The 23532-nt window shown below is 69.5% G+C and carries 15 protein-coding genes; 8 read left to right on the top strand and 7 right to left on the bottom strand.

The features are described 5' to 3' along the window. Nucleotides 1–35: 35 nt before the first annotated feature. The 4 genes from EPA99_RS06610 to EPA99_RS06595 are packed head-to-tail and all read right to left on the bottom strand — an operon-like array spanning nt 36 to nt 3696. Nucleotides 36–1319: a TRAP transporter large permease gene (locus tag EPA99_RS06610; protein WP_129470432.1), complete on the bottom strand. Its 1284-nt coding sequence runs from the start codon at nt 1317–1319 to the stop codon at nt 36–38. Continuing rightward, the gene (locus EPA99_RS06605; protein WP_164978591.1) at nt 1319–1840 is read right to left on the bottom strand and encodes a TRAP transporter small permease; all 522 of its coding nucleotides are present in this window, start codon (nt 1838–1840) and stop codon (nt 1319–1321) included. The genes EPA99_RS06610 and EPA99_RS06605 overlap by 1 nt, the downstream gene beginning before the upstream one ends. A 10-nt stretch (nt 1841–1850) precedes the next feature. After that, nucleotides 1851–2840, bottom strand: a complete 990-nt coding sequence (locus EPA99_RS06600) for a TRAP transporter substrate-binding protein (protein WP_129470431.1) — start codon at nt 2838–2840, stop codon at nt 1851–1853. 40 nt (nt 2841–2880) lie between these two features. Then, the gene (locus tag EPA99_RS06595; protein WP_164978590.1) at nt 2881–3696 is read right to left on the bottom strand and encodes a 2-keto-4-pentenoate hydratase; all 816 of its coding nucleotides are present in this window, start codon (nt 3694–3696) and stop codon (nt 2881–2883) included. A 140-nt stretch (nt 3697–3836) separates the two neighbouring features. On the opposite strand from EPA99_RS06595, the gene EPA99_RS06590 reads away from it, so the two are divergent. Genes EPA99_RS06590 through EPA99_RS06575 form a run of 4 tightly spaced genes read left to right on the top strand, consistent with a single transcriptional unit; the run spans nt 3837 to nt 8348 of the window. Beyond that, nucleotides 3837–4841: an alpha/beta hydrolase gene (locus tag EPA99_RS06590; protein ID WP_129470429.1), complete on the top strand. Its 1005-nt coding sequence runs from the start codon at nt 3837–3839 to the stop codon at nt 4839–4841. An 8-nt stretch (nt 4842–4849) separates the two neighbouring features. Continuing rightward, a complete protein-coding gene (locus tag EPA99_RS06585; protein ID WP_241688321.1) occupies nt 4850–6478 on the top strand; it encodes a carboxylesterase/lipase family protein in 1629 nt (542 codons plus the stop codon). Then, nucleotides 6475–7338, top strand: coding sequence for a rhamnogalacturonan acetylesterase (locus EPA99_RS06580; protein WP_129470427.1), 864 nt, complete (start codon nt 6475–6477; stop codon nt 7336–7338). Before EPA99_RS06585 ends, EPA99_RS06580 begins: the two co-directional genes overlap by 4 nt. After that, nucleotides 7335–8348: a D-hexose-6-phosphate mutarotase gene (locus EPA99_RS06575; RefSeq protein WP_241688300.1), complete on the top strand. Its 1014-nt coding sequence runs from the start codon at nt 7335–7337 to the stop codon at nt 8346–8348. Before EPA99_RS06580 ends, EPA99_RS06575 begins: the two co-directional genes overlap by 4 nt. Nucleotides 8349–9345: 997 nt before the next feature. Here EPA99_RS06575 and EPA99_RS06570 read toward each other — a convergent pair. Together EPA99_RS06570 and EPA99_RS06565 are read right to left on the bottom strand one after the other, a co-directional pair. Then, nucleotides 9346–13203, bottom strand: a complete 3858-nt coding sequence (locus EPA99_RS06570) for a LamG-like jellyroll fold domain-containing protein (RefSeq protein WP_129470757.1) — start codon at nt 13201–13203, stop codon at nt 9346–9348. A 164-nt stretch (nt 13204–13367) separates the two neighbouring features. Then, the gene (locus tag EPA99_RS06565; RefSeq protein WP_129470426.1) at nt 13368–16124 is read right to left on the bottom strand and encodes a TonB-dependent receptor; all 2757 of its coding nucleotides are present in this window, start codon (nt 16122–16124) and stop codon (nt 13368–13370) included. A gap of 244 nt (nt 16125–16368) precedes the next feature. Between EPA99_RS06565 and EPA99_RS06560 the strand changes: the two genes are divergently transcribed. From EPA99_RS06560 to EPA99_RS06550, 3 genes are all read left to right on the top strand, one after another. Beyond that, nucleotides 16369–17394: a sugar kinase gene (locus EPA99_RS06560; protein WP_129470425.1), complete on the top strand. Its 1026-nt coding sequence runs from the start codon at nt 16369–16371 to the stop codon at nt 17392–17394. Between the two features lie 511 nt (nt 17395–17905). Continuing rightward, entirely contained in the window at nt 17906–18367 is a 462-nt protein-coding gene (locus EPA99_RS18660) for a DUF4019 domain-containing protein (RefSeq protein ID WP_164978589.1), read from the top strand. Between the two features lie 263 nt (nt 18368–18630). Next, nucleotides 18631–18969: a hypothetical protein gene (locus EPA99_RS06550; protein WP_129470423.1), complete on the top strand. Its 339-nt coding sequence runs from the start codon at nt 18631–18633 to the stop codon at nt 18967–18969. A gap of 787 nt (nt 18970–19756) precedes the next feature. Here the strand turns inward: EPA99_RS06550 and EPA99_RS06545 are convergent. After that, entirely contained in the window at nt 19757–20236 is a 480-nt protein-coding gene (locus EPA99_RS06545) for an Lrp/AsnC ligand binding domain-containing protein (RefSeq protein WP_129470422.1), read from the bottom strand. Between the two features lie 93 nt (nt 20237–20329). On the opposite strand from EPA99_RS06545, the gene EPA99_RS06540 reads away from it, so the two are divergent. Next, nucleotides 20330–23278, top strand: a complete 2949-nt coding sequence (locus tag EPA99_RS06540) for an L-glutamate gamma-semialdehyde dehydrogenase (protein WP_129470421.1) — start codon at nt 20330–20332, stop codon at nt 23276–23278. Nucleotides 23279–23532: the final 254 nt, after the last annotated feature.

Genomic DNA, 23532 nt, shown 5'->3' with positions numbered 1-23532 from the left:
CTCCGTTGGATTGTGACGCACACGGCCGGTCCGCCTCAGCCGCGCAGCAGGGCCGGCAGGGTCAGCGACAGGGCGGGGAAGAAGGCCACCACCAGCAGCACGCACAGGGCCGCCAGCCAGAACGGCCAGATCGTGCGCATGCTCTGAGCGACGGTGATCTTGCCGATGGCCGTGCCGATGAACAGCACCGAGCCGATCGGCGGAGTGATCAGGCCGATGCCGCCGGCCAGCACCATCACCAGGCCGAAGTGGATCGGGTCGATGCCGTAGGCCTTGACCACGGGCAGGAAGATCGGCGTGCAGATCAGGATCTTCGGCGCCAGGTCCATGAACATGCCCAGCAGCAGCAACAGCACCACGATCATCAGCAGCACGGTGCGCTGGCTGTCGGCGATGGCCTGCAGGAACTTCACCGCCGCCGCCGGCACTTGCAGATAGGCCAGCAGCCAGCCGAACACCGCCGCGGTGGCGATCACGAACAGGATCACCCCGGTGGTGCGCGCGGCATGGCTCACCGCGGCGAAGAACTCGGCCCAGCGCAGCTGCCGGTACAGCACGGCGGTGACGATCAGCGCGTAGACCACGGCGATGGCCGCGCTCTCCACGGCGGTGAAGATGCCGGCGCGAATGCCGATGAAGATCAGCGCCACCAGCCCCAGGCCGGGCAGTGCGCCGACCAGCCGCAGCGCCACCGCCCGCCAGCCTGGGAAGGGCTCGGTGCCGTAGCCGCGATGGCGCGCCACCGCATAGCCGGTGACCATCATCGCCACGGTCATCAGCAGGGCTGGCACGATGCCGGCGGCGAACAGGTCGGCGATGGACAACCCACCGCCGGCCGCGGCCGAGAACAGGATCAGGTTGTGCGAGGGCGGCACCAGCAGCGCGACCAGCGCCGCGGTCATGCTGACGTTGACCGCGTAGTCGCGGTCGTAGCCGCGCTTGATCATCTGCGGAATCATCGTGCCGCCGACGGCCGAGACATCGGCGATCGCCGAGCCGGACACGCCGCCGAAGAACAGTGAGGACAGCACGCTGACCTGGCCCAGGCCGCCGCGCACCCGCCCCACCAGCGAGGAGGCCAGGGCGATCAGGCGCTCGGAGATGCCACCGCGCAGCATCAGCTCGCCGGCGAAGATGAACAACGGAATGGCGATCAGCGAAGCCGAGCCGCTGCCGGCGGAAATCTGCTGCACCAGCACCACCGTCGGCAGGTCCAGATACAGCAGGGTGGCCAAGGCCGCGGCCGCCAGCGCGAAGGCCACCGGCACGCCGATCAACAGCAACACCAGGAAGGTGCACAACAGGATCGCGATACCCATCAGCGCGCGCCTCCCACGTGGGTCGGGCGCAGCAGCCGCCACAGCTTGTACAGCGCGAACACCACCATCAGCACGCCGCCCAGCGACAGCGGCAGGTAGTTGATGCTCTGGGGCATGCGCGCGCCGGCCATCTTGATGTCCAGCCCATCCAGCAGCAGCACCGCGCTCCACCACGCCAGCACCGCGCCGATGGCGATGATGGCCAGCGGGCGGATCAGCTCGAACATCCGACGCACCGCTGCCGGCACGTGCTCGCCCAGCAGGTAGAAGCCGAAGTGCCGGCTGGTGTGCACGCCGGCGGCCGCGCCCAGGCTCAGCGCGGTACTGAGCAGCAGCAAAGTGACAGGCTCGGTCCAGCTGGGCGAATCGTTGAGCACGTAGCGGGTGAAGACCTGCCAGCCTTGCACCACCACCAGGCCCAGCAAGGCCAGCGATGCTCCGCCGATGGCGATGTCGGACACGCGGTCCAGCGCGCGCTCGATGGGTGCGACCGGCGCAGTGGCGATCTCGGGTTCGGTCATCGGGTCACCTCTATGCGAAATCGCGGATGCGGCGGTACAGGGCTTCGATCTGCGGCTGCTTGCGGTACTCGGCCAGCAGCGGCGCGGCGGCAGCGCGGAAGGCCGGCATGTCCACCGCGTTGACCTTGACGCCATGGGCGATCACCTGCTGCCTCGCGGTGGCCTCGGAGGCGTCCCACAGCGTGCGCATGACCGGCACCGACTGCCGGGCCAGCGACACCACCAGCGCGCGATCCTCCGGCCGCAGCGCCTGGAAACTGCGCTTGGACATCACCAGCACGTCCGGCGCGTAGGAGTGCTGGCTCTCGGACCAGTAGCGCGCGGCCTCGAAGTGGCGGCTGGACTGGAAGCTGCGCATGTTGTTCTCGGCGCCGTCGATCATGTGCGTTTCCATCGCCGAGAACGTCTCGCCCAGCGACATCGGCGTGGGGTTGGCCCCGAGCCTGCGCATCAGCTGCAGGAAGATGTCCGAGGACGCCACGCGCAGCTTCAGGCCATGCAGGTCCCTGGGGTGATGCAGCGGATGCTTGGTGTTGTAGAAGCAGCGCGCGCCCGAGTCGTAGATGGCCAGGCCGACCAGATCGCGCTGCTCGAAGCTGCGCAGGATGCTGTCGCCGACATGGCCGTCGATGGCCCGGCGCAGGTGCGCCACCGAGTCGAACACGTACGGCAGGCATAGGGCCTGGGTCAGCGGGAAGGTGTTGTTCAACGCACCGGCGTAGACGCGGGTGATGTCGATGGCGCCGAAGCGCGCCATGTCGATGGCCTCGGACTCGCGGCCGAGCTGGCCGGAGTGGTACTGCCGCAGGCGCAGGCGCCCGCCGGTCTGGCGCTCCAGAGCCTGCCCGATCCAGCGCACCGCCTCGACCGTGGGATAGTCCGCCACGTGCACGTCGCTGGCCGTCAGCAGGCGCGAGCCCTCGGCGGCCGGCTGCGCCGACAGCGAGCGGCATGCCACCGCCCCCAGCCCGGCGGCGATCAGTTGTCTGCGAGTGATCATGGCGCCCTCCCGCGCGTTGCATCACCCCATCGCTGGCGATTTACGCCGCGATGGCCTTACACAATAGGTCGCCATAGCCCTGGAACCGCACCAGCGCCTGCTGGCCGATGGCGATGTCGTGGATGCCGGTGGCGTTGCCGGTGGCGATCAGGTCGCCCTTGCGCAGCGGCCGGCCGCGCTGGGCCGAGCGCCGCAGCGCGAAGGCGATCGCCGTGCGCAGCCCGCCCGGCAGCGAAGGCGCCCCGCCGGTGCCCACCCGCTGGCCTTCGATGAAGGTTTCCGCCTTCAGCGTGGCCTCGTCCAGGGTCTTCCAGTCGGCGATCTCCGCCCCGACGATCAGCCCGTTGTTGTTGCCGAAGTCGGAGATCACCACGCGCGGGCCGAGTTGGTTGATGGTGGCCAGCGGGCTGCTGGCCACCTCGATGCCGACGTGGAGCCTGCAGGCCAGGCCGTCGATCTCGTCGGGGGACCAGACTTTGGCGGCATCGGCGTCCTGGTCCAGGACAAGGACGTATTCGGCTTCGATCGCCGCGAATCCCCCCTGGAACACGCGAATTTCCGCGATGCTACCGGTAGCATTTTGATGGGAGGCGGCGAAGATCGGGCCCAGCAGGCGGTCATCGCCGCTGTGGTCACGCCGCTCGGCGGCGATGTAGCCGACCTTCCAGCCGACGATGCCGTCCTGCCACTGGGCGATGGCGCGGTCCTGGACCTGGTAGGCCATCTCCAGGTCATCGGGGATCTCGCCGGGGAACGCCGGCAAGGCCTCACCTGCGCGGCGCGCCTGCACGAAGCGGGTAGCGATGCCGTCCAGATCTGGCTGGTTCATGGAGGGGGTTCCGGCGTCCTGGTTCACGTATCTGCCTGCAGAGGGATGCTGCGCTGCCAATCGACAGTGCCTGTGATGCTGTATATGGTAAACCGGTGTCATTGGCAATGTGCAACGCGACAGTACGGGCTTGAACCAAAGTCGCAACCACCTTGGGAGGGGCGGAAATGCAGCGCTGGAAAGCATGTGTCGCGGCGGCGATGTGGCTGGCGTGGGCCGGTGGCAATGTCGTCCGTGCCGAGGCCCCGCCCCCGGTGGCGGAGTCCGAACGCGTCATGCTCTGGCCGGGCGAGCTGACCCCGGGCGAGCACGCCCGGCCGGGGTCGGAGCGCATCGTCGAGCGCAGTGCCGATCCGATGCGCTCGGACCGCTACATGGACCGCATCGCCCGGCCACACCTGGTCGTCCACCGCCCTGCCCGCCCGGATGGCAGCGCCCTGCTGGTGATTCCCGGCGGCGGCTACACGCGCGTGGTCCTGGACAAGGAGGGCACGGCGCTGGTGCCGGCCTTCGCCGGGGCTGGGGGCGTGACCCTGTTCGTGCTGCGCTACCGACTGCCGGGCGAAGGGCACGCGCAGGCGGCCCAGGTCTCCCTGGCCGATGCGCAACGCGCATTGCGCCTGATCCGCGCGCACGCGGCGGACTACGCCATCGACCCGGCGCGCGTGGGCGTGATGGGCTTCTCCGCTGGGGGTCACCTGGCGGCGATGCTGGCCACGCAGCACGCGCGGACTGTGTACGCCGCGGTCGATGCGGCCGACACGCTTTCGGCCAGGCCAGACCTGCAACTGCTGGTCTACCCGGTGATCGCCATGCAGGGCCAGGCGGCCCACGCCGGCTCGCGCCGCCGGCTGCTGGGTGAGGCGCCAAGCGAAGCTGCAGTGCGCGCGGCCTCGCCGCAAGCGTGGGTGCAGGCGCAGTCTCCGCCGGCCTTCCTCCTGCACGCCCAGGACGATGCGGCGGTGCCGGTCGCCAACAGCCTGCTCTACGCGCAGGCCCTGCTGCAGGCCGGCGTGTCCACCGAACTGCACGTATTTCCCAGGGGCGGCCACGGTTTTGGCGTGCGCGGCACCGAGGGACTGACGGCGGCGGCATGGCCGCAGCTGGCGCTGGACTGGATGCGCTGGCAGTACGCGCAACGTGCGAAGCCGCAAACGGAGAACACGCCATGACCCAGCCGATGTCACCTGAGAACGACGCGGCCGGGCACGCGCTGCCGCACGGCGTGCTCTCCCGCCGCCGCCTGCTGCAATGCGCGGGCCTGGGCCTGCTGGCCGCCGGCGCACCGCGGGTGGCCCGTGCCGCCGCCGAGGCGCCCATCGTCCAGCTGCGCAGCGGCCGCGTGCGCGGCGTCCGCGATGGCGCCAGCTTCGTCTTCAAGGGCATTCCCTACGGCGCCGACACGGCGACCTCCCGCTTCGCGCCACCGCAGCGCGAGCCTGCCTGGCGCGGCATTCGCGAGGCGACGCAGTCCGGCCTGGCCTGCCCCCAGCTCAACGCCAGCGAACCCACCGGCGAGGACTGCCTGTCGCTCAACGTGTGGACCCCGGGGCTGGGCGATCGTGCCAAGCGGCCGATCCTGGTCTACATCCATGGCGGCGCCTTCAGCACCGGCTCGGGCAGCGACCCGCTCTACGACGGCCGCCGCCTGAGCCGCCGCGGCGATGTGGTGGTGGTGACGGTCAATCACCGCCTCAATGCCTTCGGCTATCTGTTCCTGGCGCAGCTGGGCGATGCCGGCCTGGCCCAGTCCGGCAATGCCGGCCAGCTGGACCTGATCGCGGCCCTGCACTGGGTGCGCGAGCATGCCGAGGCCTTCGGCGGCGATGCCGGCAATGTCACCGTGTTCGGCCAGTCCGGCGGCGGCGCCAAGATCGCCACGCTGATGGCGATGCCGGCAGCGCGCGGCCTGTTCCATCGCGCCTGGACGATGAGCGGGCAGCAGGTCACCGCCGCCGGGCCGCGCGCGGCCACCCAGCGCGCGCAGCGTTACCTGGAGGCGCTGGGGGTGGGCCCGGATCAGCTGGCACGCGTAAAGCAGCTGCCGAGCGCGGCCCTGGTGGGGGCCTTGCGGGTGCGCGACCCCTCGCGCGTGGAAGACACCGCGCTGTACCTGGGCCCGGTGCTCGATGGCCAGGCGCTGCCGCGGCACCCGTTCTGGCCGGATGCGCCGCCGCAGGGCGCACAGATTCCCATGGTGGTGGGCAATACGCGCGATGAGACGCGTGCGTTCCTGGGCAACGATGCGCGCCACTTCACCCTGGACTGGGACGCCCTGCCGGCGCTGCTGGAGCGCCAGCAGTTCGTCGACCTGCCCACCAAGGGGGTGATCGACGAATACCGCCGCCTGTACCCGCGTTACACGCCCTCGGAGGTGTTCTTCGCCGCCACCACCGCCGGACGCTCCTGGCGCGGGGCGGTGGAAACACTGGAGGCACGCGCACGCCAGGGCGCGCCGACCTGGGCCTACCAGTTGGACTGGTACGACCGCGATGGCCCGCATGCGTCGCGGCGCGCCTTCCACACCCTGGATATCCCGCTGGTGTTCGACAACGTCGGCCAGCCGGGCGCGGCCACCGGCGATGGCCCGGGCGCACGCGCCATGGCCGCCGCCATGGCCGACGCGCTGCTGGCCTTCGCCCGCCATGGCGATCCGCGCCATCCCGGCCTGGCCGACTGGTCGCCGTACACGCTGGAGCGCCGGCAGACCATGGTGTTCGACGATGCCAGCCGGCTGGAGGACGACCCACGCGGCGGCGAGCGCCGACTGTATGCGCAGGCGCCCTTCCTGCAGCGAGGCACGCAATGAAGCATCACCACGCACTGGCGCTGCTGCTGGCCTTCCTGCCGCTGGGCGCGCAGGCCGCGCTCGTCAGGCCTGCACCGACGCCAATCCAGGCCAGCAAGATCGTGCTGGTGGGCGATTCGACCACCGCGGTCAACAGCGGCTGGGGCGGCGCATTCTGCGCGCACCATGTCACCTCGGCCCTGACCTGCACCAACCTGGGCCGCGGCGGGCGCAGCACCTACAGCTACCGCGCCGAAGGCGCCTGGGACATCGCGCTGGAGGAAATGCGCAGCTCGCGCTACGCGCACGTGTGGGTGCTGGTGCAGTTCGGCCATAACGACCAGCCGGGCAAGCCCGAGCGTTCCACTGACCTGGCCACCGAGTTCCCCGCCAACCTGGCGCGCTACATCGCCGATATCCGCAGCACGGGTGCCACACCGGTGCTGGTGACGCCGCTGACGCGGCGACAGTTCGACGATGGCGTGCTGCGGGATGACCTGGCGCCCTGGGCCGCGCAGATCCGTGCCGTGGCCGAGCAACACCAGGTGCCCCTGATCGACCTGCACGCCCGCAGCCGCGCGGTGGTCCAGGGCATGGGCCCGGTGCTGTCGATGCAGCTGGCCCAGCGCCCGCCCAGTGCGTCGCAGGTGGCCGCGGCGCAAGACGGCGATAGCCTGGAAGTGCCGGCCGCCACGCCCAGCACTGCGCCGCAGCCGCCGTTGCCTGGGCCCGATCCCGGTGCGCAGAACACGATGGCCACGGCCAAGCTGGCTTTCGACCACACTCACCTGGGGCCCGGAGGCGCCGCACTGTTCAGTGCCATCGTGGCCGACGAGCTGGCCCGGCAGCTTCCCGCGCTGCGGCCGTTGCTGATTCCATGAGCGCGCGCCTGCCTTCGCTGCTGCTGTTGTGCGTTGCCGCTTTTGCGCTGCCGCTGCATGCGGACCAGGCCGCCGACGCGCTGCCGGCGCACACCGCCTTCGCGCCGCCGGCCGCGGCCGTACCGACACACGACGCCATCAAGCTGCCGATGCCCGGCCTGTCCTATGCGCGCCACGCGGGGATGGAGGTGCTGGTGATCCGCAGCGTGGCGTCCACCGCGATGGTGACCCGCCACGGCGGGCAGCTGGTGTCCTTCGTGCCCCATGGGCAGCAGGATCTGCTGTGGCTTTCGCCCACCACGACATTGCCGCCGCAGCCGATCCGCGGCGGCGTGCCGGTGCTGTGGCCTTACTTTTCGCGGCAGGGTCAGGCCACGCAGATGCCGGCGCACGGCCTGGTGCGCACGCTGGCCTGGTCGGTGCTGCAGGCGCAGCGCCACGCCGATGGCAGCATGACCGTCACCCTGGCGCCGCCGCCGTTGCCGGAGCTGCCGCTGTCCCTGCGCATGACGCTGCGCGTGGGGCGCGCGCTGGAGCAGACCCTGGTCACCACCAACACCAGCGCGCAGGTGGTGCGCTTCACCCAGGCCCTGCACAGCTACTACCGCGTGGGCGATGTGCGTCAGGTCCAGGTGGAGGGGCTGGGTGGGGCGAGTTACCGCGACAAGCACGATGGCTATACCACCGCCTGGGTGCAGGCCGGTCGCTGGTCGCTGGGCGAGGCCGGCGCGCGCAACGGTGTCGACCGCATTTATGGCGGTGTGGGCGGGGCTTACACGCTGATCGACCCGGTGCTGCGGCGGAAGATCCATGTGCGCACCGGGGGCAGCGACAGCGTGGTGCTGTGGAACCCGGGCGAGCAGGCGCAGACGCGCATGGCCGACGTGGGAGCAGGTTGGCGCCATTACTTGTGCCTGGAGACGGCCAACGCCGGGCAGGACGTGGTGGAACTCGCACCCGGCGCGCAGACCCGGCTGTCCCAGCGCATCGAAGCGCTCGCGCTGGATTGATCAACCGTCCGAACCTATACGTAGGGTGGATGACGCTTTTTCATCCACCAGCGCGGCAAAACAAACGATGTAGGCGTGGGGCGCATCTTGATCCGGCGCCGACGCGCTGGTGGACAAGCTTCGCGTTGTCCACCCTACGTGGGGCGACGCGCTCCCATCCACCATCGGTGCGGAACGCCGGGCGTTCGGCCCACACCTGATCGCGCGATTGGGCCTGGGCATCACGTAGGGTGGATGACGCTCTTCCATCCACCATCGCAGCGAAACAAACAAAGTGGGCGTGGGGCGAGCCCTTGACCCGACGCCGGCGCGCTGGTGGACAAGCTTCGCGTTGTCCACCCTCCGGTGGGACGCGCTTTCATCCGCCATCGCCGCGGAACGACGAGCGTTCGGCGCACACCTGAGCGCGCGATTGGGCCTGGACATCACGTAGGGTGGATGACGCTCTTCCATCCACCATCGCAGGAAAAAAACAACGTGGACGTGGGGCGCACCCTTGACTCGACGCCGACGCGCTGGTGGACAAGCTTCGCGTTGTCCACCCTACGTGGGGTGACGCGCTCTCATCCACCATCGGTGCGGAACGCCGGGCGTTCGGCCCACACCTGATCGCGCGATTGGGCCTGGGCATCACGTAGGGTGGATGATGCTTTTCCATCCACCATCGCAGGAAAGATAACGATGTGGACGTGGGGCGCACCCTTGATCAGGCGCCGGCGCGGTGGTGGACAAGCTTCGCGTTGTCCACCCTACGTGGGGTGCGCTTTTATCCATCATCGCTGCAGAACGGCGAGCGTCCGGCGCACACCTGATCGCGCGATTCGGCCTGAATATCACGTAGGGTGGATGATGCTCTTCCATCCACCATCGCAGGAAAGAAAACGATGTGGACGTGGGCGCACCCTTGACCCGACTCCGGCGCGCTGGTGGACAAGCTTCGCGTTGTCCACCCTACGTGGGGCGACGCGCTTTCATCCACCCTCGCTGCGGCTCACGCTCAGTTGATGCCTGTGGCCTCGCCGGGGCTGCAGGACGCGCCCTGCCACGCCTCGGCATCGAGCACGTTGTTCAAGCGCGTCACTTCCGGCACATCGCCTTCGGTGACCAGGCGCAGGCGCGCGCCGGGCCGCTGGAAGCCGGCGGGAAGCGGCAACACCACCTGCGCATGGCGCGGCTGCAGGTCGCGCGGCGCGGGCAGGGCCGGGAAGCCGGCGCGTGCCAGGACGCGTCCACGCGCATCTTCCAGCCGCACCTCGCCGGCAGGCGCGTCCACATGCCCCAGGCTGTGCACGGTGACCTGCAAGCGCTCCTGGCATTGCTGGACATCGCCATGGCCGATGCCCACGTCGGCGCGCTGCTCGGGCAGGCTGTCGGCCGCCTGCACGCGCTCGAAGTGCAGCACCTGGGTCTTGCCGGCAGGAAAGTCCAGGACCACCTCGGCACTGGACTCCAGCATCAGCTCCCGCACCTGCTCGCGGCCGTCGATGCGGCCATCGCCATCGGCATCGTTCCCCGCGCGCAGGCGCCACAGGCCGGGGGCCACGTTCCAGGTGGTCATGCGCGCGCGCTGCGAGGTGCGCCCCAGGTTGTGGGCGATCACGGTGAAACGCTCGCGCGTGGGCCGGGGCAACAGCAATCCGACCTTCACCGCGCCCTGCGGATCGTCGAAGCGCCAGCTCACGGTGTGTCCGGCCCAGGTCTGGTTGCGCTTGAGCGCCACGCCGCCCAGGCGCGCGCGCTGCAGCAGCTCGGTGGGCGATTCGACGCGGTCGCTCCACCATTGGCCGTCGGTGTTGAGGTAGAGATCGCGCTGCTTCTGCCGTGTCTCGTTGCGATACAGCGCCGCCAGCTGGCCGGTGTCGCCGCTGGCTTCCCAGGCGACGTGGCGGGCAAAGCCCGGCGCATCGCTGGCCGCCGCTGCGCCGACCAGCGCCGCGCCCCAGTCCGCGCGCCTGTCCAAGGCATCCAGCGCGTTCTCGTTGAGTACCTCCAGGCCCGTCGGTCCGCTGCGCGCGACGCGGTAATCCAGCACCCGCAGGTAGCGCGCATCGCCGGAGAAGCGCCAGGCGGCCCAGAACGTCTGCAAGGTGTCGCCACCACCGCTGCCATCCCACAGCTCGCCGCCGCGGGTCTGGCCGGTGGCCCACTGGATCTCATTGGGCAGGGTCCAGCGGCCCTCGCCATCGGTACTGGCGTGGGCGAGGTAGCCATCGGCCAGGCCGGTCACCAGACCGCGGCTGGTGGCGTCGGCGTTGTAGGCGCCCAGTTGCAGCACCGGGTGCAGGATCGGGAAGTTGTACGGCTTCTGCCACTGCCAGCGCGGCTCGCGATACACCTTGCGCCCGCCGAACCAGTTGCTGGAGAACAGCAGGTGCCCCTGCGGATTGACCCGGATGATGTCGGTCAGCGCATGCACCGTGCCCATGATCCGCTCCAGGGTGCGCGGATCGCCCCAGTTGAGCAGCAGCAGCGCGCTGTTGAGGTTGATGCCTTCTTCGTAGGCGTGCAGCTCGTCGGTCTCGATGGTGGACAGGCCGCCGGTGAACATGCCGTTGCGGTAGTTCGCATCGGACAGCGCCAGCATCGAGGCATTGAGCTTGTCCGGGTCCACGCCCATCAGCGCCAGGCCCGGCCATTGCTGCACCAGGTCGCTGTCATCGGAGATGCCGCCACCGAAATCGCCGTAGTCGACCTGGCGCTGGTCGATCCACCAGTTCACGAACTGCCGTGAGCGCTTGAGGCTCTCGGTCTGCCAGAACGCCCAGGCCGGCACGCCCTCGGGCGGCTCCGGCAGGTCCACCGGCACCGGCGCCTGGTTGGAATAACTGATGTCGTTCCACAGCGCCCGGCCCAGCGCGTGGTCCGGATCCACCCGCAGCAGGTCGCGCATGTCGCCTTCCAGCCGCCGGTACAGCAGCTGCCGCCGCGAGGTGGTGTGCTCTTCCACCAGGAAGGCCCAGTTGTCGCGCGCCTGGTTGAAGCGGTCGGCCACGTGTTCGGCGATGGCCTGCGCGCGCGGCTTGAACACCAGGCGCAGCCGCGCCCCGTTCAACGACGCCGCGGAAAAGCCCGGCGCGCCCGAGGCGATGGTCAGCGCCAGGCTGCTGTCGTCCAGGATGCGGTCGCGCAGGTCCAGCCACAGGGTCTGCGCCTGGCCGGGGCGCACCGAGACGCTGATGTCCAGCAAGTGGCGGGCCGGCCAGATCGGGTCGCGCACCTGCACGTTGAGCGGGATCAGCCCATCGGCCAGCGCCGGCAGCGCCAGCGCGGGCAGCTCCAGCACGATGCCATCCAGGCCATCGTGCATGTTGGTCCAGCCATAGGCCCAGCTGCGCATCAGCGGCTCATCCGGCGGCGGATCGCCCAGGGTGGAGGGCACCAGCACGTGCACGATCGGCGCCATGGCCTGTGTGGTCGCAGGCACCGCGCGCTTGCGCGCCGGGGCGCGTTTGGGCAGGGCGATGACGGTGCTGCGCTCTTGCGCCGGGTAGCGCCCGTCGATGAAGGCACGTAGCGCCTCCAGGTTGGCGTAGTCCGGCGCGACCTGCGAATCGATGCTGTACTCCAGCGTGGCGCTGCCCACAGGCGCCGGCACGGCATCGACCTGGTAGGCGGCGATCTCCTGGATCGGCGTTTCCTGCGCGCGGTTGGTGAAGGTCAACGTGCCGCCCTGTCGCTCCGGCAGCGCGTCGCTGGTGCGCACCACCCCCTCGGGCCGCTCGAAGAGTGTCACCGCAGGCGCGGCCTCATCGGCCTGCCAGCGCGCCTGGCCGTAGGCGGCGCCCCGCAGTTCGATGCGGTTGAACGGCTCGTCCGGCAGGGTCAGGGCCAGCGCCTTGCCGCCTTCGACGTAGGTATTCCAGTCGGGCAGCTGGAAGTAGTCGTCGCGCCCTTCCAGGCGCGAGCGGTTGTAGACGCCGGGCCAGGTGGTCTCGGCGATGCCATCGGTGGCCTTGTACATCCATGCCTTCAGGTCGCGCGCATCGGCGAACTCAACCTTGCGGATGCGCGTGGCCGGCCCCTGAAGCGCGGGGGGCAGCGCATGGTCCCAGCCGTAGCGGTGCCGCCATGCCTGCTGGGCGGCCTGTTGCTGCCAGGCCTGGCCCGCCGGCGGCGACGGCTCGCGCAGCCGCGCCAGCGCGGCCACGTCGCCGGCCGCCAGCATGCGGTCGTAGACGCGGATCTCATCGAAATCGCTGCCGCGCAGGAAGTTGTAGCGGCTCTGCACCTGGTGCGGCGCCAGCACCCGCCCGGCCAGGCCCAGCTGGTCCAGCCCGGCATCCAGGTCGGCCGGACCCTCGCGGCGCCCCACCTCCCTGCCATCGACGTACAGGCGCACGCCCTGGGTTTCGTCCCAGCTGAAGGCCAGGTGCGTCCAGGCATCGGCCGCCGGTGGCGTGGTCATCCTGAAGGACACGCGCTTGCGCGCCAGGTTGGCGTCGGTCACGAAGGCATCGAAGCCCTGGCCGTTCCAGTCGATGCGCAGCCAGGCCATGTCCCAGCTGCTGTGATCGGCATAGCCGATACGGAAGACCACGAACGGCGCCTGCCCCAGCGGGTCGCGCGCACGCCAGAAGAAGGACAGCGTGCCGCGCTGGGCGTAGACATTGCCCGGCGCGTTCCAGGCCAGCACACCGTCATCGGCCCATTGGATGGCCTTGCCCGACTTGCCGTCCTCCACCAGGCGCACCTTGTCGCGGAAGTTCGGCACGGCCTGCCCGCCGGCCACGTCGGCGTCGAACCCGTGGTCCGCGCTGACCCGGAACAGCAACCCGGCCTCATTGCACCAGGCCGGCGCCGCGGCGACCAGGGCCAGCACGGCCACGGACAGAAAGCGACCGCAGCCGCGAAGCATCTGGATCATGTCGGCAACACGCGTCCTGTCTGGAAGTGGCCGGCCAGGCCGCAGGCAGGCGCGGCCCGCCGGTGTGGTGCCTGGCGCGTGGCCAGGCACCGGCCATCATGCGCCGCGCCGTGGGGCCCGGCGCCACTGCACCATGGTCGAACAGCGATGCGGCATCAGAAGCGATAGCGCAGGCCCAGCAGCACCTGGCGTCCGGTCTCGGTGTACTGCAGCGGCAGCTGCGAAGCCGCACCCACCCATTCGTCCGAAGGCTCGTTGGTGAGGTTGATGCCCTCTACGCTGATCTCCAGCTTGTCGTCGATCCGCCAGCTCACCGACGCGTCCACGGTGTTGACCGCGCTCATGCCATGCACATCGAAGCCCGCTTCCGTGGCCGGCACCTGGGTCAGGTACTCGTCGCGGTGGGTATAGGACACGCGCGCACTGAGCTGCTCGCCTTCGTAAAACAGCGTGCCGTTGTAGGCGTTCTTGGACAGGCCGGTGAGATCGGTCTTGAGCGAGGCCGCGCCGGTGCTGGTCAGGTACTGGATCTTGGAATCGACGAAGGTGTAGTTCAGCTGCACGCCGAAGTTCTGCCACTTGCCCGGCAGGAAACTGAAGGGCTGGGTGTAGTTGAACTCCGCACCGGTCAGCTCGCCGCCGGGGGTGTTGAGCGGCACGCTGAAGGTGAAGTCGTCGTTGGGGCCGGCGCCGGTACCGTCCAGCAGGCTCAGCGGCAGGCCGCTGCTGCTGTACGGGGCCACGGTGCGCGCGGTCTGCACGAAGCTCTCGATGTCCTTGTAGAACATCGCCAGGCCCAGCATGGCGCCTTCGTTGAAGTACCACTCAAAGCCCAGGTCGGCGGTCTTGGCGCGGATCGGGTCCAGGTTGGGGTTGCCGCCGCTGACCGTGCGCGCGCCACCGGCGACGTTGACCGTCACGCCGGGGGTCAGACTGCCCAGGCCGGGCCGCGACATGACCTTCGCCGCGCCGAAGCGCACCAGGAAATCCGGGGTGATCTCGGCCACCAGGTTCAGCGAGGGCAGCGTGTCGTCGTACTTGCGCTTGGCCGTGGTCTGCACCGGCGTGCCGCTGACCGTGGCGTAGCCGGTGGCCTCCTGCTTGGTCTCCACGTAGCGCACGCCCAGGTTGCCCGAGATCGGCACGTTGCCGATGTCGAAGCCGAAGTCGCCCATCAGCCACACGCCGTTCTGCTTTTCTTCCACGCTGCGGGTGTTGACCGCGCGCTCGGCCAGCGCCAGCGTGCCGGCGTTGCTGTAGATGTCCAGCGCATCGGCGATCGCGTTGAAGTCGGGCACCACCCAGGTGCCGGGCGAGCCGTTGATGCCGCCCAGGCTGGTGAGCTGGGTGAACTCGGCCGGCACGGTGCGGGTGCCATTGGCGAAGGCCGGCACGGTGACCTCCGAAGCCCGGCGCAGCTCCCGGGTGCTGAAGGTGTAGTCCTTGGCCAGCACGCCACCCTTCAGGCTGAAGGACGGGCCGAAGTTCCAGTCGAAGTTCAGGCTGCCGGTGTCGAAGGTGTTGTCCACGTACTGCGGGCGCAGCCGCAGCTCGGCCAGGGTCCAGCCATTGGGGTCGGTGGGGTCGATGCCGTAGTCGAACACCGGCGCGCGGCTGTTGCCGCGGTAGTCGTAGCTGTAACCATCGACATTGAGCTTGTCCATGATGATGGTGGTCTGGATCGGATTCTCGTGCTTGGAGCGCGAGGTGCCGATCTGTCCATCGATCTTGAAGGCATCGCTGAAGCGGTGCTCGCCATTGAGCGTGACCTGCTTGAACACCGTGTTCCACTCGTCATAGCGGCTCTCCGAGCGCACGTCGACGTTGTCGAACTGGCCGTACAGCAGCGCCCCGGTGCGCGGATCGACGTAGCCGTCGTTGACGATCATCTCCGGCTTGCCGTTCTGCGAGCGGCCGCGGCTGAAGCTGATCGCCTCGATGTAGCGCTCGGTGCGCTTGGCATCGATCTTGGCGTACAGGCCGTCCAGCGAGAACTCGGTGGCATCGCTTGGCGCCCACTGCAGCGAGCCGGTCACGCCCAGGCGCTCCTGGTCGTGGATCATCTGCGTGTAGCGCGGGAAACGCGGGGTGAACACGTCGGCGCGGTTGGCGTCGGTGAAGGGCGAAGCCGGATTGAACCCGTTGTTGGCCGGGCCATTGGCCCAGCGGCCGGTGTTGCTGCCCTCTTCCAGCACCTCGCGCTCGGTGTAGGCCACCGACATCAGCGCGCCGAAGGTGCCGTCGGCCCAGGTGTTGGCCATCAGCGCGGCCAGGCGCGGGTTGGCCTTCTGCGACATGTCGTTGTAGGCCGCCTGCCCGCTGGCGGCGAAGGTGAACTTGTCGTAGTCGAACGGCCGGGCGGTCTTCAGGTCCACCGTGGCGCCGAGCGAGCCTTCCTCGACATCGGCCGAGGCGGTCTTGCGCACCACCAGCTGGGTGAACAGGTCCGAGGCGAACACATTGAAGTCGAAACCGCGGCCGCGATTGGAACCGCCGCTCTGGTCCGAGCTGCCGACCGTGGTCAGCGCCTCCATGCCATTGATGCGCACGCGGGTGAAATCCGGGCCCAGGCCGCGCACGGAGATGTTGCGGCCCTCGCCGGCGTCGCGGGTGATCACCACGCCCGGGATGCGCTGCAGCGACTCGGCCAGGTTCAGGTCCGGGAAGTTGGCGATGTCCTCGGCGACGATGGCATCGACCATGCCCTTCTCGGCGCGCTTGATGTCCATCGCCTTCTCGACACTGGCCCGGTAGCCGGTGACCGTGACCGTATCCAGCTCAGTGGCGCCCGTGTCCTGCGTGCCTCCCTCCGGCACGGTCTGGGCGAAGGCCGTGCCGGCCGAGAGCGCCATTGCGATCGAGGCAGCGAGCAAGGTAACCGGTGTCTTTTTTTTCTGCGTGCGGAAAGCCATGTGGGTCCCCTCCCAGGGCAACATGAATCTGCGGTGCGGTCAGCCGATGGCTGCGAATGACACCGCTGGTCAAAAAAAAGTAGCAGGTGCCGTCAGGCCAGGCATCTTGCAGCGCAACAGCCTGGATTGGCGCTCCTGCTTTGGTCGTAGGCCTGGGCGCGGCTGGGGGCTGGGCCGGACTGGACCGCGCGCGCGTGCCATGCGGATAATGCGATGACACCGCTGGTCATTGGAGGAGAGGGAGATGCCGCAGGCTTTCAGGTTCGTCTGCTTCGGGGAAGTGCTGCTGCGACTGGGCGCGCCCGGACGCCAGCCGCTGCTGCAGTCGCCCATGCTGGAGGCGCACGTGGGCGGCGCCGAGGCCAATGTGGCCGTGTCGCTGGCCCGCTTCGGCCACCACGCCGCCCTGGTGAGCCGCGTGCCGGACAACCCCCTGGGCGAGGCCGCGCTGGGGCAGCTGCGCCGCCACGGCGTGGACACGACCGCGGTGGACTGCGGGGAGGGCCGCATGGGCCTGTACTTCCTCACCACCGGCGCCATGCAGCGGCCCAGCCAGGTCGTCTACGACCGCGCCGGCTCGGCCTTCGCCAACACCCCGCCTGCGGCCTTCGACTGGCCACGCCTGCTGGAAGGCGCCGCGTGGCTGCACCTGTCGGGCATCACCCCGGCCCTGGGCGCCGACAGCGCCGCGGCGGCACGCGATGCGGCGCGCCAGGCGCGGCAGCAGGGCGTGCGGGTGAGCTTCGACGGCAACTACCGCCCGCAGCTGTGGCAACGCTGGCAGGGCGATGCCGCAGGCGTGCTGCGCGAGTTGTTCTCGCTGGCCGACATTCTGTTCGTGGATCACCGCGACCTGGCGGTGGTGCTGGGGCAGCAGGTGCCGCCGCACCAGGATGCCTTCGAGCACGCCCAGGCCACCGCCGCGCTGGCGTTTTCCAGTTTCCCGCACCTGCAATGGGTGGCCTGCACCCACCGCCAGGCCAGGGCCAGCGACCACCACCTGCTCTCGGCCAGCATCTGCACGCGCCAAGAGGCCACTTTCGCCCCGGCGATGGAGCTGTCGGGCGTGGTGGACCGCATCGGCGGCGGCGATGCCTTCGCTGCCGGCATCCTGCACGGCCTGACCCAGGCCTGGCCGTTGCCGCAGGTCGCGCGTTTCGGGCTGGCGGCAGGCTGCCTCAAGCACTCTTGGCCAGGCGATTTCAGCCACTCCAGCGAAGCCGACGTCGAACGCCTGGTGCAAGGCGCCTCGATGGACGTGAGTCGCTGACGCCACCTCCCTGGATCGGGGCCGGCGCATTGGTGGACAAGCTTCGCGTTGTCCACCCTACGCGGCCGGGTGGATGACACGCCCTCATCCACCATCGCGGAACCTACAACCTGCGCGCGGCGCATCCATGATCGGGCGCCAAGCCCTACGCCGTAGGGTGGATGGCGCTCCTCCATCCACCATCGCCAAGCAACGAACGACACCAGCGTCGTGGCCGGTCCCTGACGCCACGCCGGCACTTGGTCGTCGCAGCGCGGTGTTGCATGCTGATACGAGCGCCGCGCCGACCTGGCGCGTGGCCTTGCGCCGGCACCTGCCACCCACCCCGCTGCACGGACCCACGATGAACATCACGGACGACCCCCAATTGGCCGGCCCCGCCACCAGACCCGCGGGCACGCCCCTTGCCGACCCCGCACCCGCCCACACGCCACGTTCAACTGCTGCGCCCGGACGACCCGCACGCCTCCCCTCGCGCTGGGAGCCACCGGGCAGGCGATGGTTCGCCGCCATGCTCCTCGTCCTGCTGCTGGCGGGCTGCACGGTGTCGTTCTCTCCGGGCAACCAACAGGACGCACTGCCCGCGCCAAGCGCAGGGACGCCGGCACAGCGCGAGGAAGCCGAGCGCGCCGCCAGACGCTACCTGCAGATGATCGACCGCGGCGATGCACAAGGGACCTGGGCCGAGGCCGGAACTGTCATGCGTGACATGACCAGTGAGTTCGCCTGGAAACAGATGATCAAGCTGGTGAAGAAGGACGACGGCCTCTCGCCTGCGCGGGCGCTCGTGGGCATCGGCTTCACCTCCCGGGTGGACGCCAAGGTGCCGGAGGGCGAGTACGCCGTCGTGCAGTTCGGTCGCGACCTGGACCAGGCCCGCGTCAGCGAGAAAATCGTCCTGCAGCGCGAGTCTGGGCGATGGAAGCTGATTGGATTCTTCGTCAACCAGCACACCCGTTCCGGGGCGGGCTGAGCGCGCCTGGCGGCCCGGCGTATGATCCCCGCGACGTCGCAGGCGCCCTGCGGCGATGGCTAAGAAGTCCACATGCACCACCGTGTCGACCACCGATCGCGCAGCCGCTTCCGCCTCGGCGTGGCCATGCTGGTCCTGGCGCTCAGCGCCTGCAGCCCGGACGCACCGCCGGCAGCCGCGCGGACGCGCAAGAAGCGCCTGCCGATGCTGGCAAGCCCGGTGCGGGGCCGGAGACGCCCGCACCGGCCAACGCGCTCGCACCGATGGCCGACGCCTTCCAGGCCTGCATGATCGCCGGCGAGTTCAAACTCATGGGCCGCACCATCCGCTCGCGCGACTGCATGCGCGCACCCCGCACGCAGGACCAGGCCGTGTTCCGCCAGCAGTGCAACGCGCTGGCCGAGACCTCCGGCAAGATCGGCAACGGCAAGCCCGGCACGGTGGCGTGGCTGGAGGACTGCCCGCGCCCGGCGCAGGGCAGTTGCCTGGGCATGGCCGGCGGCCAGATGGACGGCTTCTACTACGAGCGCGATGCCGAAGGTCTGGCCGGCCTGCCGGAGAGCTGCACGGCCATGGGCGGGGGCTGGGAGGCGGTGCCCTGAGGCGGCGGGTCGGGCGCGGCCTTTTCCTTGAGCAGGTGCCGGCGCCCCGCCTGGGTGGACAAGCTTCGCGTTGTCCACCCTACGTCGGCTGGATCGCGCTCTTCGATCCGCCATTGCCACGAGAGACGAGATGGGCAAGGCGTGCGCGCGGCTCATCCTCCATCAAGTTGTGGGTTGTCAGCCTCACGTAGGGTGGATGGCGCTCTTCCATCCACCATCGCCACGAGACACGAGATGGGCAAGGTGGGCACGCGGCTCATTCTTGATCGGCGCCGGAAAGTGGGTGGACAAGCTTCGCGTTGTCCACCCTACGTGGGGGGGCGCGGCGAGCTTCCAAACACTGCCACCGCGAAGGGGCAGGCATGGCGCGGCCGGCGTCGGGGGCGCACACGCTCAGGGCCGTAGGGTGGATGACGCTGTTTCATCCACCATCGCCGCGCCAGGGACGATGTGCGCGCGTGACTCGTGCTTGATCGGCGCCGGAGAGTTGGTGGACAAGCTTCGCGTTGTCCACCCTACCTCGGGGCGTGGCGACGCTTCCGAACACCGCCGCCGAGAACAGGAAGGCATGGCGCGACCGGCGTCGGGAGAACGCACGCCCAGTGTCGTAGGGTGGATGACGCTGTTTCATCCACCATCGCCGCGCCATGGACGATGTGCCCGCGTGACGCGTGCTTGATCGGCGCCGGAAAGGCGGTGGACAAGCTTCGCGTTGTCCACCCTACGTCGGGGTGGCGCGCTTGGGTCCGCCATTGCGCGGGATGGGCATCGCCGCCAGGCGCGGCGCTCACACGCCCAGGTACAGGTCGGCGCTGTTCTTGACCTCCTCCATCACCGCGTAGGTGCGGGCCTCGCGCACGCCGGGGAGTTTCCACAGCACCTTGCCGGCCAGCTCGCGGTAGTCGGCCATGTCTGCGGCGCGCAGCTTGATCAGGTAGTCGAAGCCGCCGGCCACCAGGTGGCATTCCATGACCTCGGGCTGGTCTTTGATCGCGGCCTGGAACTGCTCGAGGATGTTGTGGGTGGTGCGGTCCAGCAGGATCTCCACGAACACCAGCATCCCCACCCCCAGCTTCTGCGGGTTGAGGCGGGCGCGGTAGCCGATGATGTAGTTCTCGGCGGTGAGCCGGCGCACGCGCTCCAGGGTGGCGGTGGGCGACAGGTGCACGGCCTCGGCCAGCTTGAGATTGGTGATGCGGCCGTCCTGCTGCAGCAGGGCGAGGATTCTGCGGTCGGTGCGATCCAGCGCAGCGGGAAGTTTGCTCATGTGTCCTCCAGGCCTGCGGCTACCGAATTTAATGCGGCAGGTTCCGGATGAGAATGCCACATTCTCAGCGCTTTCCGTCCCGGGTGGTGATTTATGCGGCTTCCCCTTCCCTATCGCCCGGAACATGAAGTCCTGGCCGGCCTCCTGCAGCAGCTGAGCGACCTGGACTGGTCGCTGGCCAGCAGCGACGCCATCGGCTGGATCGAGCAGGTCCGCGCCAGCAAGCCCTCCTCCTTCGCCATGGAGACGCTGCTGCGCGAGTACCCGCTGTCCAGCGCCGAAGGGCTGGCACTGATGCGCCTGGCCGAGGCGCTGCTGCGCGTGCCCGACGCCGAGACCGCCATGATGCTCACCGCCGACCAGCTGGGCCGGGCGGATTTCTCCGGCGCCTCCCAGTCCTGGCTGGCCACCCTGTCCAGCCAGGCCATCGGGCTGTCCAAGAAGATGCTGGGCGAGGACGGCCAGAAGGCCGGCTTCTTCGCCAAGATGGGCGCCAAGGCGATCGTGGCCGCCACCGTGCGCGCGGTGCAGCTGATGGGCAAGCAGTTCGTCATGGGCGAGACCCTGGACGAGGCCATGGACGATGCCCGCAAGCAGCGCAAGGCGCGCAAGGGCCTGCGCTTCTCCTACGACATGCTGGGCGAAGGCGCGCGCACCGATGCCGATGCGCGCGAGTACATGCACAAGTACCACGCCGCCATCGCTGCCCTGGCCAAGGGCCGCGAGCGCGCGGTGCCGGTGGAACAGGCCGATGGCATCTCCATCAAGCTCTCGGCCATCGATGCGCGCTACGAGGCGGTCCAGCGCGCGCACGTGTTCGAGGTGCTGGTGCCACGCGTGGTCGAGCTGGCGCTGGCCGCGGCCAAAGCCGACCTCAACCTGACCATCGATGCCGAAGAAAGCGAGCGCCTGGAGCTGTCGCTGGACGTGTTCGAGGCGGTGGCCACCCAGGTGGCCGCGCAGTTCCCGCAGTGGCGCGGTTTCGGCCTGGCGGTGCAGGCGTACCAGACGCGTGCGCTGCACACCATCGAGGAAGTCACCCGCATTGCCCGCAAGCTGGGCATGCGTTTCATGGTGCGCCTGGTCAAGGGCGCGTACTGGGACTATGAGATCAAGCGCGCGCAGGAGCTGGGCCTGGCCGCCTTCCCGGTGTTCACCCACAAGCACCACACCGACGTGGCCTACCTGGCCTGCGCGCGGGCGATGCTGGCCGTGCCTGATGCGATCTATCCGCAGATCGCCGGCCACAACGCCGGCACCATCGCCGCGATCCTGCACATGGCGCGACAGGCCGGCGTGCCGTTCGAGCTGCAGCGCCTGCACGGCATGGGCGAGGCGGTGTACCAGCAGATCTACGCGCAGTATCCGGACGTGGGCCTGCGCGTGTACGCCCCGGTGGGCCCGCACAAGGACCTGCTGGCCTATCTGGTGCGACGCCTGCTGGAAAACGGCGCCAATTCCTCCTTCGTCCATCAGCTGGCCGACACGCGCCTGCCGGCCAGTGCGCTGGTGGCCTCGCCGCTGCGCCTGGAGCAGCGCAGCGGCGTGACCCTGCCGCTGGACATCCTGCCCACGCGGCGCAATACCGCCGGCACCGACGTGACCTGCCAGGCGCTGTCCGATGCGCTGCTGGCGCCCTACGCGCAGACCACGGTGCCGCGCCCGGCCGACACGCCGCTGGCGCAGGTCGATGCGCTGGTGCAGACCCTGGCCAAGGGCCAGAAGGCCTGGAACGCCACCCCGGTCGAGCAGCGCGCCGCCGCGTTGGAGCAGGCCGCCGACGTGCTGGAGCGCGACCTGGCGGTGTGGTGCGCGCGCATCGTGCGCGAAGGCCACCGCACCTGGGGCGATGCGGTGTCCGAGGTGCGCGAGGCGGCCGACTTCTGCCGCTACTACGCCCAGCAGGCGCGCACGCTGATGGCCCCGCAGGTGCTGCCGGGCGTGACCGGCGAGCGCAACACCTATTCGCTGGCCGGACGCGGGGTGTGGGCGTGCATCTCGCCGTGGAATTTCCCGCTGGCGATCTTCGCAGGGCAGGTTGTGGCTGCACTGGTCACCGGCAATGCGGTGGCAGCCAAGCCGGCCGAACAGACCCCGGGGATCGGCGCGGCCATGATCGCGCTGCTGCATGAGTGCGGCGTGCCGCGCGACGCGCTGGTGGGCGTGTATGGCGCTGGCGAGACCGGCGCGGCGCTGGTGGCGCACCCGCAGATCGCCGGCGTGGTGTTCACCGGCTCCACCGCGGTGGCCAAGTCCATCGCGCGCACGCTGGCGGCCAAGGACGGCCCGATCGTGCCGTTGATCGCCGAGACCGGCGGGCTCAACGCCATGATCGTGGACTCCACCGCCCTGCCCGAGCAGGTGGTCGATGCGGTGGTGCAGAGCACCTTCCGCAGCGCCGGCCAGCGCTGCTCGGCGCTGCGCGTGCTGTGCGTGCAGGACGAGATCGCCGATGGCGTGATCGCCATGCTGTCCGGTGCGTTGTCGCTGCTGCAGGTCGGCGACCCCAGCAAGCTCTCCAGCGACCTGGGCCCGGTGATCGATGCCGAGGCCCACGACAAGCTGCAGGCACAGATCGATGCGCTGTCCGCGCGCGGCAAGCTGATCGCGCGCGCGCCGCTGCCGGCCGATGCGCCGGCCAACAGCATCGCCCCGGTGGCCTTCGAGATCACCTCGCTGGAGCAGGCGCGCGAGGAGATCTTCGGACCGGTGCTGCAGGTACTGCGCTGGAAGGGTGAGGTGGAGACCCTGGTCGAGCAGATCAACGGGCTGGGCTACGGCCTGACCCTGGGCGTGCAGACGCGCATCGACACCCGCGCCCAGGCCATCGCCGCCCAGGCCGAGGTCGGCAACATCTACGTCAACCGCAACATGATCGGTGCGGTGGTCGGCGTGCAGCCCTTCGGCGGCGAAGGCCTGTCCGGCACCGGCCCCAAGGCCGGCGGCCCGAACTACCTGCCGCGCTTCTGCGCCGAGTACTGCGTGACGGTCAACACCACCGCCGCTGGCGGCGATGTGGACCTGCTGATGTCCATGCACTGATCGCCATCGCGGCAGCGCCGCCTGGCGGCGTCATGCAAGGCAAGGGCACGCGTCGTCAGCGACGCGTGCCTCTTTGTGGCGCTTGGCCGGAGTGCGGGAAGTGAGGTTCCTGACGAAACGTGGATGGTCGTGAAAAGCCGGCTTCGCCAAACAGCCTGGCCCCGAGCCGGGGATGGCTGCTCGGCTCGGTCAGCCCTCCATGGCTGACTCGCCGCGGCCGGCCCTCCTGTCCCGCTTTCCGCCATCCCCGGCTC

Origin of the sequence: Pseudoxanthomonas composti (assembly GCF_004122095.1) — a bacterium.
Taxonomy (GTDB): Bacteria; Pseudomonadota; Gammaproteobacteria; order Xanthomonadales; family Xanthomonadaceae; genus Pseudoxanthomonas_A; species Pseudoxanthomonas_A composti.
The sequence above is the reverse complement of the archived record's forward strand: the minus strand, read 5'-3'. Positions and strand labels throughout refer to the sequence as shown.